The 15,399-nt window shown below is 61.3% G+C and carries 10 protein-coding genes; 3 read left to right on the plus strand and 7 right to left on the minus strand.

Annotated elements, in window-relative coordinates; translation table 11 throughout:
* The first annotated feature begins 197 nt into the window (after window positions 1-197).
* From I2D41_RS06100 to I2D41_RS06110, 3 genes are all read left to right on the plus strand, one after another.
* Window positions 198-782, plus strand: coding sequence for a manganese efflux pump MntP (locus I2D41_RS06100; protein ID WP_195363892.1), 585 nt, complete (start codon window positions 198-200; stop codon window positions 780-782).
* 128 nt (window positions 783-910) lie between these two features.
* Window positions 911-1,381, plus strand: a complete 471-nt coding sequence (locus tag I2D41_RS06105) for a helix-turn-helix domain-containing protein (RefSeq protein WP_195363893.1) — start codon at window positions 911-913, stop codon at window positions 1,379-1,381.
* Window positions 1,382-1,384: 3 nt separating this feature from the next.
* Complete coding sequence (locus I2D41_RS06110) at window positions 1,385-2,689, plus strand: type II toxin-antitoxin system HipA family toxin (protein WP_195363894.1); 1,305 nt, start codon at window positions 1,385-1,387, stop codon at window positions 2,687-2,689.
* A gap of 127 nt (window positions 2,690-2,816) precedes the next feature.
* On the opposite strand, the gene I2D41_RS06115 is transcribed toward I2D41_RS06110, so the two are convergent.
* The 7 genes from I2D41_RS06115 to I2D41_RS06140 form a co-directional block, all read right to left on the minus strand.
* On the minus strand, window positions 2,817-4,274 hold the full coding sequence (locus I2D41_RS06115; protein ID WP_152068524.1) for an aminoacyl-histidine dipeptidase: 1,458 nt from the start codon (window positions 4,272-4,274) through the stop codon (window positions 2,817-2,819).
* A 213-nt stretch (window positions 4,275-4,487) separates the two neighbouring features.
* On the minus strand, window positions 4,488-7,130 hold the full coding sequence (locus tag I2D41_RS06120; protein ID WP_195363895.1) for an ATP-dependent Clp protease ATP-binding subunit: 2,643 nt from the start codon (window positions 7,128-7,130) through the stop codon (window positions 4,488-4,490).
* Window positions 7,131-7,321: 191 nt separating this feature from the next.
* The gene (locus tag I2D41_RS06125; protein WP_195363896.1) at window positions 7,322-8,011 is read right to left on the minus strand and encodes a TetR/AcrR family transcriptional regulator; all 690 of its coding nucleotides are present in this window, start codon (window positions 8,009-8,011) and stop codon (window positions 7,322-7,324) included.
* The gene (locus I2D41_RS06130) at window positions 7,995-12,434 is read right to left on the minus strand and encodes an acyl-CoA dehydratase activase (RefSeq protein WP_195363897.1); all 4,440 of its coding nucleotides are present in this window, start codon (window positions 12,432-12,434) and stop codon (window positions 7,995-7,997) included. The genes I2D41_RS06125 and I2D41_RS06130 overlap by 17 nt, the downstream gene beginning before the upstream one ends.
* Before the next feature lie 281 nt (window positions 12,435-12,715).
* The gene (locus I2D41_RS10045) at window positions 12,716-12,976 is read right to left on the minus strand and encodes a hypothetical protein (RefSeq protein ID WP_229042197.1); all 261 of its coding nucleotides are present in this window, start codon (window positions 12,974-12,976) and stop codon (window positions 12,716-12,718) included.
* Window positions 12,934-13,263, minus strand: coding sequence for a hypothetical protein (locus I2D41_RS10050; RefSeq protein ID WP_229042199.1), 330 nt, complete (start codon window positions 13,261-13,263; stop codon window positions 12,934-12,936). The genes I2D41_RS10045 and I2D41_RS10050 overlap by 43 nt, the downstream gene beginning before the upstream one ends.
* 322 nt (window positions 13,264-13,585) lie before the next feature.
* On the minus strand, window positions 13,586-15,154 hold the full coding sequence (locus I2D41_RS06140) for a threonine/serine exporter family protein (protein WP_225093848.1): 1,569 nt from the start codon (window positions 15,152-15,154) through the stop codon (window positions 13,586-13,588).
* Window positions 15,155-15,399: the final 245 nt, after the last annotated feature.

The following is a 15,399-nucleotide window of genomic DNA, read 5'->3' on the forward strand; positions in this document are numbered from 1 at the left end:
TTCGCATAAATGAGGGAGTAGTCGCGTGATCGGGTTCGCCTCCGGTGGCGCGGCAAGTCAACACACTGGCCGATGCGGCCTGGCTTGCCTTAATGAACGAGACTCGTGGCTGTGCGCGCAACGCGTACGCCACGGGTCTTTTTTGTTACTCTCCCAAGAGGTACACGCGGGCCCGCCCGCAGAGAGGGAGCCAGACTATGGGACTCGCAGAGCTCGTGTTGCTCGCCGTTGGCCTTTCGATGGACGCCTTTGCCGTTTCCATCTGCAAAGGCCTTGGCATGAAGAAAACCAACCTTAAAGTCGCCGTGGTGCTCGGCCTGTTCTTTGGCGGTTTTCAGGCCGGCATGCCCATAATCGGATGGGCGCTCGGCAGTCAATTCATGGGCATCATCGGACCCATCGACCATTGGATTGCCTTTATCCTTTTGTCCTTCATCGGCGGCAAAATGCTGTGGGAGGCCTTTACCGAAGACGAGGATGAGGACGAAGGCGACGTCAAGGATGCCGAAAAGATCGACCTGGGCGAGTACCTAATCCTTGCCATCGCCACCTCGATTGACGCGCTCGCCGTGGGTATCTCGTATGCCGCGCTCTCGGTCGATATCGTTCCTGCCGTGTCGCTCATTGGCATCACGACCTTTCTCTTCTCCGTTGCCGGCGTAGCGATCGGCCACACCTTTGGCGCGCGCTACGAAAAACCCGCCGCCATCGTGGGTGGCGTCGTACTCGTCCTCATCGGGCTTAAGATCTTGCTTGAGCATCTGGGGATTTTGGCGCTGTAGTGCCAAACACAATCGCTCAAAACTCAACGCCAGCACAAGGCCTCATGCAGAGTTTTGTATGAGGCCTTTTCGTGCAGACTTTTGCATGTCATACTGATATGCAAAAGTCTGCACGTTAGGAGATCACCGTGGATACCCTTCCCATCACCACACCGCGCCAAGCTGGCATCTACGTGCGCCAGGCACGCGAGGCTCAGGGTCTCACCCGTGCCGCCCTCGCTAAAAAGGCCGGTGTTTCGGAGCGCCTGCTCGCATCGCTCGAGCTGGGAGATGCCACGGGCATTCGGCTCGACAAGCTGCTGGCGGTTTTCGGTGCTCTTGGACTGGCACTCGCCGCTCAAGGGGATATCGACGAATCGAAAAACGAGCAACCAGTCGACGCCCCGCATGCTGATTTGCAACCTCGTAGCACCCCCAGGCGCCATCACGCTCAACGTTTTCACCATCGCAACCGTCGCAACGCAGCCATTCCGGCTCTCGCAGATGTCCCCTTTACGTCCGAGCTCTACGACAAGGCCTTCGCCGATTTCGCCATGTCCAATCTCGGAGTCTCGATTGCCGCAAACCCATCTGCCCAAACCAGACCCAAAGGGAGGTAGCAAGTGGCCAGCAAAACGCTTCGGACCATTATTTGCGGCGTACCTGCGGGAACGCTCACACAAGATGAGAACGGTCTTGTCAACTTTGTCTACGATCGAGACTATGACGGGCCAGCTCTATCGACAAACATACCCGTATCAAATCGCATATACGGCCAACAGGTCATGAATCCGTACTTGTTTGGTCTTCTGCCCGACAGCGAGGACCAGCGAAAAGCGATCGCCGTCGAATTCGACACCAGGCCCAACAATTCCGTTGCTCTGCTCAGCCATATCGGACTCGACTGTCCGGGCGGAGTACAGTTTTGTGCCGAAGAAGACGTCGACGCCGTCCTGCATCGCGACGGCGAATACCGCCCTATAGACGACCACGATATTGCTCTCCGTCTCAAGTCGATCAGAGATGACCACGAGGCATCGTGGATGGGTCTAGATGAAAGTTGGTCACTTGGGGGCAATCAGGGCAAGTTCGCTCTCGCCCTCATAGACGGTCGCTGGTGCGAATGCGTGGGTTCCTCGCCCACGACGCATATTTTCAAAAATGGCGTTATCGGATTTAAACTTGAGGCTCTTAATGAGTTTGTCTGCATGAAAAGCGCCCAGCGCGCCGGTATCGCAACGGCAAACGTCGAATATCGTATGTTTGAGGACGAACCTGCCCTCATTGTTGAGCGCTATGACCGCGTGAAAGTCAAAGACGGAACGATCAGGCGCCTACATCAAGAAGACCTCTGTCAGGCACTTGGGGTGATGCCCGCCCAAAAGTACACGGCAGACGGCGGCCCGACCACACGCGACATTCAAGAGCTCCTCGTAAATACGAGCCACCATCAACTTAACCTGTATCTGTTTACGCAGGTACTGTTCTTCAACGCCATTATCGGCGCACCGGATGCGCACGCGAAAAACTATTCCCTGCTCCTTGGAAACGACGGCGCAGCCATGATGGCTCGTATGTACGATGTCGCGTCGGGTTTAGCGTATGAGCGCATGCGCCGCCGAGCGCGCCTCGCCATGAGCGTTGGCGGCGAAAATCGTGTGGGGCGCATCGGTCCAGGTGCTATCCGCCGATACCACGGTATGGGCGACCCCGCGCTGGAGGCGGCGCTCACCGATGCCGGGCTATCCGAGAAGTTTTGCTTTGCGACCATGATGGACCTCGCCTACGAGGTACCCATTTGCATGGAAGAGGTCATGAACGAATACGCCGACCTGCCCGGCATGGCGGACCTGCGCGAGCATATGCTCGGCCCCGTCTGCGAAAACTGCCAGCGCACCCTCGACCTCATCAAGGCGGATATGGGCTAGGTGTCTGTAATCTCCCATTTCCCAAAAGAAGAGAGAGGGGGCACCTGTCGCAAAGACCGGGTGCCCCCTCTCGTAATGTCATTTGCAATCCGCTAGCACGTGGCTCGGACTGCTGCTAGCGCAACCTTTACGCAGCGAGGCGCTTGAGGACGTCGATGAGCAGCTCGTAGAAGCGCTCGGCAGAAGCGAGCTCCATGCTCTCGTCCGGGGTGTGGACATCGGAGAGCGTCGGGCCCACGGCGATGGCGTCCAGGCCGTGCAGGGCCTCGGCAAACAGGCCGCACTCAAGGCCGGCGTGAATGGACTCGATTCGCAGCTCGGAGCCAAAGAGCTCGCGATAGCTCTCGACAAAGACGTCGCGGACCGGCGAATGCTCAGCATAGCTCCAGCCGGGATACTCGAACTCAAACTTGGCGTCGAAGCCCAGGACATCGGCCAGCGTCTGCAGGCGGTCCTTGAACTCGTTCTGCAGCGAGGTGATCGAGGAGCGCGGGGACAGCATGATCTTGACCTGGTCGTCAGAGGTGGCAACCACGCCGATGTTGGAGGAAACCTCGACGGAGCCGTCGGTGGCGACGTTGCGGCGGATCACACCGTTGGGGGCAAGACGCAGAGCGCGAATAAGGGCAAGTGCGGACTTCTCGTCCATGGCCTCGACCTCAGTGTTGTCGGCAATCTCAACCGTGCAGGTAAAGCCGGGGTCGAAGACCTCGAGCTCGGCAGTAACGTCGGCGATGATGCCCTTTGCGATCTGGGCCGCGGCCTCGGCGGCAGCGTGGTCGGCGTAGACCAGAACAGCCTTGCACTCACGGTTGATGGCGTTGTCCTTGGTGCCGCCGTTAAAGCTAACGATGGCGGGCTCGCCGGCAACCATCAGGCGGTCGATGATGCGGGCCATGATGAGGTTGCCGTTGCCGCGCTCCAGGTTGATATCGCTGCCGGAGTGGCCGCCCAGCAGGCCGGAGATGTCGAGCGTGAGGGTGCTACCGGTCTTGTGCTCGCGCGCGATCGGGCAGGTGTAGGTAACGACGACACCGCCGGCGCAGCTGACGGTAGCAACGCCCTCTTCCTCGGAGTCAAGGTTAATCATGGTGCGGGCGCTAATCTGGGACTTGTCGAGCGTCTCGGCGCCGACCAGGCCAGTCTCCTCGTCGGTGGTGAATACGCACTCGAGGGCGGGGTGAACGATCGAATCGTCATCGAGAACAGTGAGCATCAGAGCGACGGCAATACCGTTGTCGGCGCCCAGAGTGGTACCGTTAGCGGTGAGGACGCCGTCCTTGACGACCAGGTCGATACCATCGGTCGTAAAGTCGTGCTCAACGGAGCCCAACTTGTCGCACACCATATCGATGTGGCCCTGCAGCATCACGGTCGGGGCATTCTCGGCGCCGGCAGATGCGGGCTTGCGAATGATGACGTTGTAGACCTCATCCTGATACACATCGAGACCGCGCTCCTTGGCAAACGCGACCAGGAAATCGCTGATGCCCTTCTCGTTGCCAGACCCACGGGGGATCGCGCTGACCTCCTCAAAGAAATGGAACAGCTGGGCGGGCTCGTAGCCGGTAATCTTGTAGTCCATGGTGCCTCCTTGGCGCAACTGGTTAGACAGTAAGACATGCGACTTGTATATTCCCAGACTTTACGTGCATAAACCAGTCGAAAACGCCGAGCGCCCTCGCATCATCGGCTAACGGTGGACCGCATAGCGTAACGGTCACAACTTCGCAGTTCTACAAATCGAGGCGCCCTTGCCAGAGCGCCTCGATTGCGCGTATCAAATTGTCGCCACGCCCTACAGCGCGCCGGAACCGGCTTGCATCATGCCGCCGGGGCCCGAGGTCACGCCGCCGCTCACGGACGCGGCGTTGCCGGTGTGCGGTGCCGCCGGGGCGGTATCGCCACCGAGCGTGCCCGCCGGACGCGGTGCCGGGATCTCGCCCGTGCCGTGGCTAAAGACAAACTTGCCATCGGCCACGTCGCACAGGACGGTATCGCCCTCGCCCCACTCGCCGGCCAGAAGCTCCTCGGACAGCGGGTCCTCGATGAGCTTTTGAATAGCACGGCGCAGCGGACGCGCACCGTTGGTGAGGTCGGTGCCCTCGGCCACGATCTTGTCATAGGCCGCATCGGTGAGCTTGATGTTCATGCAGTTGGCAATCAAACGCTGACGCAGGTCGTCCACCAGCAGGTGCGCGATCTTGGTGAGATTCTCACCCGAGAGCTTCTGGAACACCACAATGTCGTCGATACGGTTGAGCAGCTCGGGGCGGAACAGGCGCTTGAGCTCGCCCATCGCGCGGCCGCGGATCTCACTCGACGTGAGGCCCTGCTCGCCGGTGGTGCCAAAGCCCACGCTCGCATCCTGCGCAATCTCGCGAGCGCCCACGTTGGACGTCATGATGATCACGGTGTTGCGGAAGTCGACCGTCTTGCCCTGGCTATCGGTCAGGCGGCCCTCCTCCAGCACCTGCAGCAAGATGTTGAAGATATCGGGGTGCGCCTTCTCGATCTCGTCGAACAGCACGACCGAGTACGGGTGACGACGAACGGCCTTGGTGAGCTGGCCGCCCTCGTCGTGACCGACGTAACCCGGAGGGCTACCGATGAGCTTGGAGACCTCGAACTCGCTACCGAACTCGGACATGTCGAAGCTGATGAGCGCATCCTTGCTGCCAAAGAGGTACTCGGCGAGCGTCTTGGCGAGCTCGGTCTTGCCCGTGCCGGTGGGACCCAGGAAGATAAAGCTGCCGCCGGGGCGACGCGGGTCCTTGAGCGGCGAGCGGCTGCGGCGCACGGCCTTGGCAACTGCCTCGACAGCCTCATCCTGACCGATGATGCGCGTCTTGAGCACGCTTTCGGCCTGCAGCAGGCGACGGCTCTCGCTCTCGGTAAGCGAAGACACCGGCACGCCCGAAGTCACGGACACGATGTCGGCGATCTGGGAGACATCGATGGTGAGCGGGCTGGCGTCGAGCTCGGCGGTCCAGGCGGCCTTGGCCTCGGCGAGCTCAATCTCGGCGGCCTTCTGCTGCTCGGTGATCTCGGCGGCCTTGTTCATGTCGTCGCTCTCGGTGGCCTCCTGCGCGGCGGCCTTAAGCTCCTCCACGCGATGCTCGGCCTCACGCACCGGCTCGGGCGCGCGATTCGCGGCGATGCGAGCGCGGGCGCCGGCCTCGTCGATGAGGTCGATGGCCTTATCGGGCAGGAAGCGATCCTGGATGTAGCGGTTGGAAAGGTTCGCGGCGGCCTCGATAGCACCTTGCGTATAGCGCACATGGTGGTGCTCCTCGTAGCGCGGCTTGAGCGCGGTCAGGATCTTGACCGTGTCCTCGACGCTCGGCTCCTCGACATCGATGGTCTGGAAGCGACGCTCGAAGGCCGGGTCCTTGGTGAGGTACTTGCGGAATTCCTCGGCCGTGGTGGCGCCGATAATCTGGAAGGCACCGCGCGCGAGCACGGGCTTGAGCATGGAGCTCGCGTCGATGGAGCCCTCGGCAGAACCGGCACCGATGATGGTGTGCATCTCGTCGATAAACAGGATGACGTCGTCGGCTTCGGTGGCCTCCTGGATCACGTTCTTGAGGCGCTCCTCAAACTCGCCGCGATACTTGGCACCCGCCACGAGGCCCGGCAGGTCGAGCGTCCAAATATTCTGGTTCATGAGGTTCTCGGGCACGTTGCCGGCTGCAATCTGCTGAGCCAGGCCCTCGACGATGGCCGTCTTGCCCACGCCGGGGTCGCCCAGAATGAGCGGGTTGTTCTTGGTGCGGCGCGAAAGAATTTCCATCATACGCTGGACTTCCTTTTCGCGACCGATTACAGGGTCGAGCTCGCCGTCGCGCGCCTTCTGCGTGAGGTTGGTCGCGAACTGCTTAAGTGTATCGGTGCCACTCCCCTTTTGCTGAGAGGCATCCGAGCCGCTAAAGAACGGCAGGCCCGCACCGGGACGACCGGCACCGGCGCCGGCGAGCGGACGCTTCTTGTCCTGGTCCTTGGCGGTGAGTTTCTCGATAGCCTTTTTGATGGAGGCGGACGACACACCCAGGCGCATGAGGATGTCCATGGCCATGCCGTTGCCCTCTTCGACGATGCCGATCAGCAAGTGCTCGGTCGACACGTAGGTCTGGTTGTTCTCACGCGCCACGCGGAACGAACGCTCCATCACGCTAATGACGAGCGGCGTAAAGGCGAGCTTGGCCGCCTCGGTCTCCTCGCTGGGCTCGGGAACCGTGGTCTGGACCTCTTTGAGAGTATCCATGATGTCATCGTAGGAGATGTCGAGCGAACGCAGTGCCTCGGCGGCAATGCCCTCGTCCTCCTTGGCAAGCGCGAGCAGCAGGTGCTCGGTGCCCACCTTATTTGAATGAAGATCAAGCGCCTCTTGCTTGGCCATGGACATGACCTTACGCGCGCGATCGGTAAATCTATCTAACATGCTCGTTTCCTTACATGAGTTCATCGAAATCAAAAGCCCGCCCGTCGGCGGCGCTTTTGTCTCTTTACCCACAGGTTGTCTATGTTAACAGCTGGAGGAATATCTATAAACCCGGCTCACATGAATGCAGGTTATGACCGCATCGCGGGACTCACCGCGCGATGCGCGACAGGCGCCCCGCAAGAGAAACCCTAGGCGTCTTTCACCACGTCGGGACTCGTCGCACGCGATGCGCGATAGGCATCGGCCTCCTTGGAGACGCGTTCGAGCAGTTCGGATGTATCGACGCCCTCGACTTGCGCGACCGTTTCCACCGTCTGCATGGCGACCGCCCTCAGGTACGCGCACGCGCTGTCCCCCAGCCGCTCGAGGTCTATCTCCTCGCCGCCCTCCCGGGCAAAGCCGACCGCCATCACAAAGCCCATGATGCCCGAGACCAGAAAGCCCACCGCAAAGCTCGAATCTGCCTTGAGCTCTTCTCCGTCGGGGTGGACGATCTCTCTCACGCGGTCGATGATGATCGTATGGATGCCCTGCACGACCTGCTCGGCGGCACCCGCCCTCATGGTGATGACGATGCGCCGCAGCAGGCAGCGGACGTCGCGCCGGTCGAACGCCGAAAGGTCGCCCTTGCTCGAAAAATGCCAGAGGGCATCGGTGATGAGCTCGTTATCCTGCAGCAGCTGGGCTATGGCGATGGCGACGAGTTCATCGAAATCGTGAAAATAGTAGTAAAACGTTCCGCGATTGCACTGGGCGGCGCGGGTCACCTCGCCAACCGACAGCTCGAAGATGCTGTTGTTCTCGATGAGCTCCCAAAACGCCTCGATGATACGGGTGCGTGCATCGGGCGCATCGGCGTCCTTACGCGGTCTCGCCATGCGCCTCACCGCACCCCTGCGCCTTGGCGTTCATGATGAGCATCTGAAGACGGTTCTCCACGTTGGCGAAGCTCACGTCGGGATCGTAGTCGAGCGGCAGGAACTGCGCCGTGGGATACTGCTCCTTGAGCGCATGGATGAGCCCGCGCCCCACGACATGGTTGGGCAGACACCCGAACGGCTGTAGGATCACGAAGTTGCGGCAGCCGCGCTTGGCGTGCTCGAGGATCTCCGCCGGAATCAGCACGCCCTCGCCCGCATCGAACGTATGGTGCAGGATCTTATCGCTCGCGCGCACGAGCTCGGGCATGCGCGTCGGCGGCTCGTAGAGCGGGCTCGCCGCGCCCAGGCGGTCGCAACGGTCGTGCGCGAGCTCGAACAGGTTGTCCGCTGTGGCGTACCAGGCCTTTTCGGGCAGCGACAGGTCGACGTGGAACTCGCGCGACTGCGCATGCTTGTAGAAATAGGTCTTGCGGATCACGTCGGTCATGCGCGCCTCGATGACCTCGAGCCCGTTGTCCTCGAGGTAGCGCTCGATCTCGTGGTTGGCGCCGAGATGGAAATTGAGCAGGTACTCGCCCACGATGAGAACGGTCGGATGCGGGTTCGAGCGGTCGTACGGAACGGCGTCCATGATCGCAAGCGCGCGTTTGAAGCCCGTCGCCTGGCCTCTCAGCCCGGAGCGCTCCATGCCCTCGATAACCTCATCGAGCGCGCGGTCGAACGCAGCGTCCGCCGCGCCCTTCTCGAGCTCGTAGGGACGGATGCGCCTAAGCATGGCCTCGAGGGCATCGATCATGGGAAGACCGTAGGCGATCTGGATGCTCGGGCCAAGGCCGAGCTTGAAGCCCGGATGCGCATTGTGGGCATCGACGTCGTCGTTGGTGAGCACCGGGACATAGTCGTATCCCGCGTCGTCGAGCGCGCGGCGCAGCAGGGGCATGTAGTGCGTCAGGCGGCAGTCGCCGATATACTTGCCAGTCACCACGGCGACGTCGTGCGGGTCGTACTTACCGCTCTCGAGTGCCGCGAGCGCCTCGCCGATCACGATTTGCGCGGGGAAGCAGATGTCGTTGTGCACATAGCGTTTGCCCAGGCGGATGGCATCCTCGCGCCCGATATCAAGGGCCTCGGCGCGCACGCCCTGATTGCGCATCGCCGCGGTCATGAGCCTGCAGAACGCATGGGAGGTGTTGGGGACCAGCGCGATCTTGTCGTGCCGGTCGCGCTTGGTGTACTTGACCTTATACGGGTCGTCGAGCGGATGGACCGCGTGCACCCGGGCGCCCTCGGCACGCTCCTCCGCGCGACGACGGTTGACCGACTCGATAAACGAACGCACGCGAATGCCCATGGGACCGGCGACGTCGCTCTCATCGAGCTTGATCATCATCGGAACCTTGGAGCCCATCTCACCCATCATGCGCGCGATCTCGTCGGTGAGATACGCATCGTGGCCGCAGCCGAAGCTGCCCATCTGCACGAGCTCGAGCTCGGGCGTCGATGCGACGATGACCGCGCACGACAGCATGCGCGCATGGTAGTTGTTCACGATGTCGATGCGGCTGTTGGAAAGATCGACGTTGCAGACCCCCGGCACCGCATCGGGCGTCAGCACGGGGATGCCGCGCTCAGAGAAGAGCTTGGGCAGCCCGTGGTTGACCAGCGGGTCGTTGTGGTACGGGCGCGAAGCGATCACCACCGCGTAGCCGCCGTCCTCGCGCACGTTCTCGAGCACCTGCCTGCCGCGCAGCTGCAGCTGGTTCTCAAACGTCTCCTGCGCGCGGTCCGCCTGCTCGGTCGCCTTGGCAACCAGGTCGGCATCGATATCGAAGGTCTCCTTGCACCACGCCTTGAGCTGGCGGTTTCGGTCGCCCTCGTCGTACCAGTGGAACAGCGGCGTATCGAACGGAACGCCGAAACGCTCCTCCGGGTTATCGGAATTGCGCATCACGTAGGGGTATCCCTTTACGACGGCGCACATCCACTCGCTGGTAGAGGCGGTGTTTTCGGTGGGCACCGTCGTGATGATGGGCATGAAGATGCGGTCGACGCCGGCGTCGACGAGATTGCGGATGTGCCCGTGGACGAGCTTGGCCGGGAAGCACACGGTGTCGGATGTGACGTGCGCCAGACCGCGCTCGTACATCGCCTTGGTGCTGCGTCCCGAGACGCGCACCTTAAAGCCGAGCGTGCTGAAGAACGTCGACCAGAACGGCATGGCGTCCCAGAACTCGAGCACACGGGGAATGCCGATCGTGACATCGCGCCCCCCGCAGACGGGAACCGTGGGGTACGACTCGAACAGCAGCTTCTCGCGGTCGACAAAGAGATTGGGGGCAGCCGCGGTCCGGTCGCGCCCCGTGCCGGGTGCCTGTGCCTCGCAAGCACCCTGCGGACGCAGCTCCTCCGCCGCGGGAACCTCGCGCACGAGCTCATCCCATGAGATGGCGCCGCCGCGCGGGCAGCGATTGCCCGTGACGTAAAGCGAGCCGTCGCCAAATGCCACGACCGCGCGCTGGCAGCGGTTGTTGCACCGACGGCAGGTAACGCCGCCGAACTCGCGATGCTCGAAGCGCTCCACGGCATCGAGCCCGATAAACGACGTGCCGGCGTCGCCCTTGCGGCATTCCTCGCGCGCGAGCAGGGCGATACCGATAGCGCCCATCAGCCCCGGGTGGGGCGCACGCGTGACGGGTTTGCCCAGATACTGCTCGAATGCGCGCAGCACCGCGTCGTTTCGGAACGTGCCGCCCTGGACGACGACTTTGTCGCCCAGACGGTTGAGATTTGAAACGCGAATGACCTTGGTGAACACGTTCTCGATAATCGAACGGCAGAGACCGGCCATGATGTCGCCCGGACCCTTACCGCGCCGCTGCTCGGAAACGACGCTGCTGTTCATGAACACCGTGCAGCGGCTGCCGAGAACGGCGGGGGCTTTGGACGAAAATGCCTCGGTCGCGATATCCTCAACGGCTATTCCGAGGTTTTTGGCAAAACCCTCGAGGAACGAGCCGCAGCCCGCAGAGCACGCCTCGTTGACGACGATATCGGTCAGCACGCCGTGGTTGAGCCAGATGGCCTTCATATCCTGTCCGCCGATGTCGAGCACGAAGGTCGCATCGGGAACGCATGCGCACGCGGCGCGGGCGTGCGCGACCGTCTCGACCGTATGGTAGTCGGCGTGGAACGCGCGCGCGAAAAGCTCCTCGCCGTATCCCGTGGTGCCCACGGCATCGATCGCAAGCGTGACTCCCGCTGTCTCCCAGCGGTTCTTCAAGCTGACAAGACCCTGTTGGGCGACGTCGAGCGGTCTGCCGTTATTAGACGCGTAGAACGAATCGACAAGCTCACCCGCCTCATCGACCAGGGCGAACTTGGTCGTCGTGCTCCCCGAATCGATACCGAGCGCCACACGCACCGTCTCTCCGGGCGCATACGCATCCGGACCCTTTGCCGGCGTCTCTTTGCCATGGCGTGCCGTAAAATCCGCCTGCTCGGCAGGTGTGGCAAAAAAGGGCTGGGCAAGACGTCCCTCCCCGCTTGCGGGCGCGACCGTCTCGAGCTTATCCAGCCGGACAAAAGCGTCGGGAAGGTCGATCGGTTGGGACGATGCGAACATGTCAGTCAGCGACAGGGCGGCACCGCGCGCGACCATGATCTGCGGATCGCGCGGGACGATAACCTGATCGTCCGATAGATTCAGTTGCTCCCGGAACACGCGGACCAGTGTGGGGTTGTAGGCGAGCGTACCGCCCTCGAAGATTACCGGCGGCTCGATGTCGATACCCTGGGCCAGACCGCCGATCGTTTGGCGGGCGACCGCGTGAAGCGCCGAAAGCGCCAGGTCGGTGGCAGGAATGCCCTCGTTGAGCAGCGGCTGGATATCGGTCTTTGCGTACACGCCGCAGCGGCCCGAGACCTCGTGGACGGTCGTTCCCCGGCTTGCGAGCTGCTCGAACTCGCCCGATTCGGTGCCGACCCCCATGAGCTTTGCCATCTCGTCGATAAATGCACCGGTACCGCCTGCGCACGAGCCGTTCATGCGCATGTCGGCAACCTCGATGTCTCCCTTATCGTTGGTGCGGAAGAAGATCATCTTGGCGTCTTGGCCGCCCAGCTCGATGGCGCAGCGCGTCTGCGGATAGAACCTGCTGATCGCGAGCGCGTTGGCGACCACCTCCTGAACGTACGAGGCGCCCAGCGCGGTCGCGATATCGCGCGCACCCGAGCCGGTCACCGCAACGCGCAGCGACTCATGGGGAAAGCGCTCGGCGAGCTCGCCGAGCATGGCGCGCACGCTCGCTGTCTGACACGCCCCGTGGCGGCGATATCCCCACCACGCCTCGGTCATATCCTCGTGCATCGCGTAAACTTTGGTCGTCGTCGACCCTACGTCCAGTCCTACTAGCAACGCCATAATGCTCCGTCTCTCGCATTTTTCCCGCTAGAGATATACCACTCTACGTAATACAACAGACTGTTGTATTTAAACTCCGTATAAAAAGCGGCTGCCGAAACGCTTCAGCAGCCGCCGAATGCACCAACAGATTGTTCTGCGCGCTAGCACGTCGGGCAACGGAGCAGCACGGGCCCTCCGGTCATGCGCACCGCTCACGCCCGCGATGTCGCCGAGAGAGCTATCCACGCTTTGGGCTCCAACCAAGCAAGTCGCCCGCGCTCAGCAGATCCCTAAGCGAGCTACTCGCACTCAGGAGCCATAGCCTGCTCCAAGAGCTCGGCATGCTCCTCCTCGAAAACCGTCCCCACAGGGAAGGCGCGACGGAAGACGAAGCGGGAAATCGGACCGGCTACCAAAAGGTTCCACGGCAGCGCCATCACAAAATTATGCGGGATGTTGATCATCCAGATCGCGGGCACGGAATACAGGTTCGCAAGGATGCCGCCGGGCATGTGCGTCAGACCCTCACAGGCACCGTACAGCGACATGATGATGACCATGGGAACGACCATGCAGGAGCTGACGGCAGCGTCATGGCAAGCGGCGAACTCTTGCCCGGCGTGACCAGGAATTTAAAGGCGAAACCCTTGGCAAGGGGGCTGGCAACAAACCAGTCGCAGCACATGGCAAAAATGTAGGCAACGGGGAAGCCGAGCCACGCGGCGGCAACAACCTCGCCGTTGATGGCCCCATGCTGCAGGGCAACGTTGTAGATGCTCATCCAGAGCACCATGCAAAAGCACATGATAAAGGTGAACAGCAGGCTCTCTCGTTTGTTGATAGGCATAAAGGGCATTGTCCTTTCTGTGTTACGCCGCGGCACCACGCAACAAAAACGGGCGGGCAAGATGGAGCTGTTGGGACTTCATCTCGCCCGCCCGTGGTACGTGCGTCTGCGACTACTTATGTGGTGGAACTACCCTAACACGAACGGCGCGCGCTTCGTAAGCGTTGAGTTTATGGAGATGCAGGGCACCAATAATCCCCCCCCCCCCGACCCCATAAGTTGCGGTGGAATACGGACTGTTTTGACCCTTTAAGCAGCAATTCAGTCCCTATTTCACCGCAACTCATTGGGGGTGCAAAGTAACCTGTCCCCTTTGCACCAATTAGCTGGTGTGGCGCCAGCGAGGGTCGGTGAGCGTACGCGCCACACCCAGTCCAACGGGCAGAAACGCTACGATGAGCACTGCGCGCACAAACCAGCCGAGCATATTGACCGTGTCGAAGGTGCACATGTAATACATCGAGCGATACAGATACAAGCCCGGCACCATAATGACAATCGAAGGCACCGTGAGGGCGATGCGCGGGTAGGTGAGCTTGACTTCAGCCAAGCTTGCGAGCAGCCCCGATACCAGCGCGCCGATAAACGCTGCTGCCTCGGGAGGCATTCCCGTGCTGAGGCCCAGGAAGGGAATCATCGTCGGCGCATCGACAAGGGTCAGACGCAGGGTATTGGACACGGCGCCGATCAACCCAGCTGCCGCGGCCATCTTTACCGGGCTGTTGAACATCACCGAGAAGCCGAATACGCCAACGAAGCTCATCACCACGCGCAGGAGCGTAAGGGCAAGCGGCGAAAGGCCCAGTGGGGCAAAGTCGTCCGGCGCCAGGCCAACACACTCGGCAACCATCCAACCTACGAGGGTCGCCATCACAATAATCGATACGGCATATGAAAGGCGCTCGATACCGCTTCGCATGTCGAGCTTAGCGATGTCGAGGCCTGCCGTAATGAGTGGAAAGCCGGGAATCACAAAGAGCATGGCGCCGATATAGCCTTCTTGGTGCGACATTGCCCCCGGTATGACCTGGCCAAGGCCGAGCAATGCCAGCAGATACGAAACGCAAGCGAGCGCAACGCCGGTCGTCAGCGCGCTGAACTGACCAAGGCCTTGCTTGAGAATATGGGAGCGGGCAAAGTTGCCGACACCCGCGCCCACGAACGCGCAGGCCATCTCGATAGGGCCGCCGCCGAGCAAAAAGACGAAGGCGCCGCAAGCACAGGCTGCCGCAAGGCCCTGTTGCCAGGGAGAGTAATCAGGCTTTGAGCTCTCAACGGTCCTGAGCATCTCGTGATACTCGTGTACCGTGAAGCGACGACCATAGGTCTCGATTTCCTTGAGGAAACTCTCCATCATCCAAATGCGATGGGTATTGACTCCCGTTGTGGGCAGGCTGACAACCTCGTTAAAGCAGTGGCCATCTTCGATGCAAGTGCACTCAAACGACAGAAGACTCAGGTCGACGTGAATCGTGACGCCGAGTACGGCAGCAACACGATTCATGGTATCGCGCACGCGCCAGGCACCTGTTCCGCTTGCCAGCATAAGCATGCCGGTGCGGCAGATGATGGATGACTTATCGGTGAGTGGCGCATCGACGGCAAGCTCATCGCCTGCCGTCACGATCTGGTGCCAGTCAGTTTTCATATGGAGCGCGCCGGCACGAACGCCGTGGTGCATGGGGGCTCTCGAAAGCAGCGAGTCAAGGCGCGAAGGCTGTGGGGGCTCCGCTGATCCGACCTCGTCCTCGTCGGGCTCTTCATCAATAAGGTCGAAAGTATCGAGCGCCGCCGGCTCGCGACGGTCGATCAATTCCTCGTCCTCATCATCAAAGTAGTTGAACTGATCGAGCATGTCCTCTTCGATTGCACGCTCGCTCGCGTCGTCCATCCCGGTGCTCCCTTCCTGTCGACTAACCCCCATCCTAGGCAGCAACGGCTAAAGGAAACATAAAAGAGACGACTGTCATGCATGGAAGGCGCAAACCCCCAATGAGCCGGTAGGCCCCCCGACGAAAAGGACCGTCCCCAAGTGCTAATCAAGGCAACGCCGATGCCTTGGCAACGACAGCGAGCGACGTCCAGGGCGAACAAGTTGGCATGAAAAAGGCAAGGCATAGACCTTCTGGTCATGCC

It is taken from the genome of Collinsella aerofaciens (assembly GCF_015552075.1).
In the GTDB taxonomy this organism is placed as follows: Bacteria; Actinomycetota; Coriobacteriia; order Coriobacteriales; family Coriobacteriaceae; genus Collinsella; species Collinsella aerofaciens_Y.

What these genes read in the sequence shown, in the direction of transcription:
- I2D41_RS06100 (WP_195363892.1), top strand. Translation starts at nt 198, where the DNA reads ATGGGACTCGCAGAGCTCGTGTTGCTCGCCGTTGGCCTTTCGATGGAC.
- I2D41_RS06115 (WP_152068524.1), bottom strand. Translation starts at nt 4,274, where the DNA reads ATGGACTACAAGATTACCGGCTACGAGCCCGCCCAGCTGTTCCATTTC.
- I2D41_RS06120 (WP_195363895.1), bottom strand. Translation starts at nt 7,130, where the DNA reads ATGTTAGATAGATTTACCGATCGCGCGCGTAAGGTCATGTCCATGGCC.
- I2D41_RS06125 (WP_195363896.1), bottom strand. Translation starts at nt 8,011, where the DNA reads ATGGCGAGACCGCGTAAGGACGCCGATGCGCCCGATGCACGCACCCGT.
- I2D41_RS06130 (WP_195363897.1), bottom strand. Translation starts at nt 12,434, where the DNA reads ATGGCGTTGCTAGTAGGACTGGACGTAGGGTCGACGACGACCAAAGTT.
- I2D41_RS10045 (WP_229042197.1), bottom strand. Translation starts at nt 12,976, where the DNA reads ATGGTCATCATCATGTCGCTGTACGGTGCCTGTGAGGGTCTGACGCAC.
- I2D41_RS10050 (WP_229042199.1), bottom strand. Translation starts at nt 13,263, where the DNA reads ATGCCTATCAACAAACGAGAGAGCCTGCTGTTCACCTTTATCATGTGC.
- I2D41_RS06140 (WP_225093848.1), bottom strand. Translation starts at nt 15,154, where the DNA reads ATGGACGACGCGAGCGAGCGTGCAATCGAAGAGGACATGCTCGATCAG.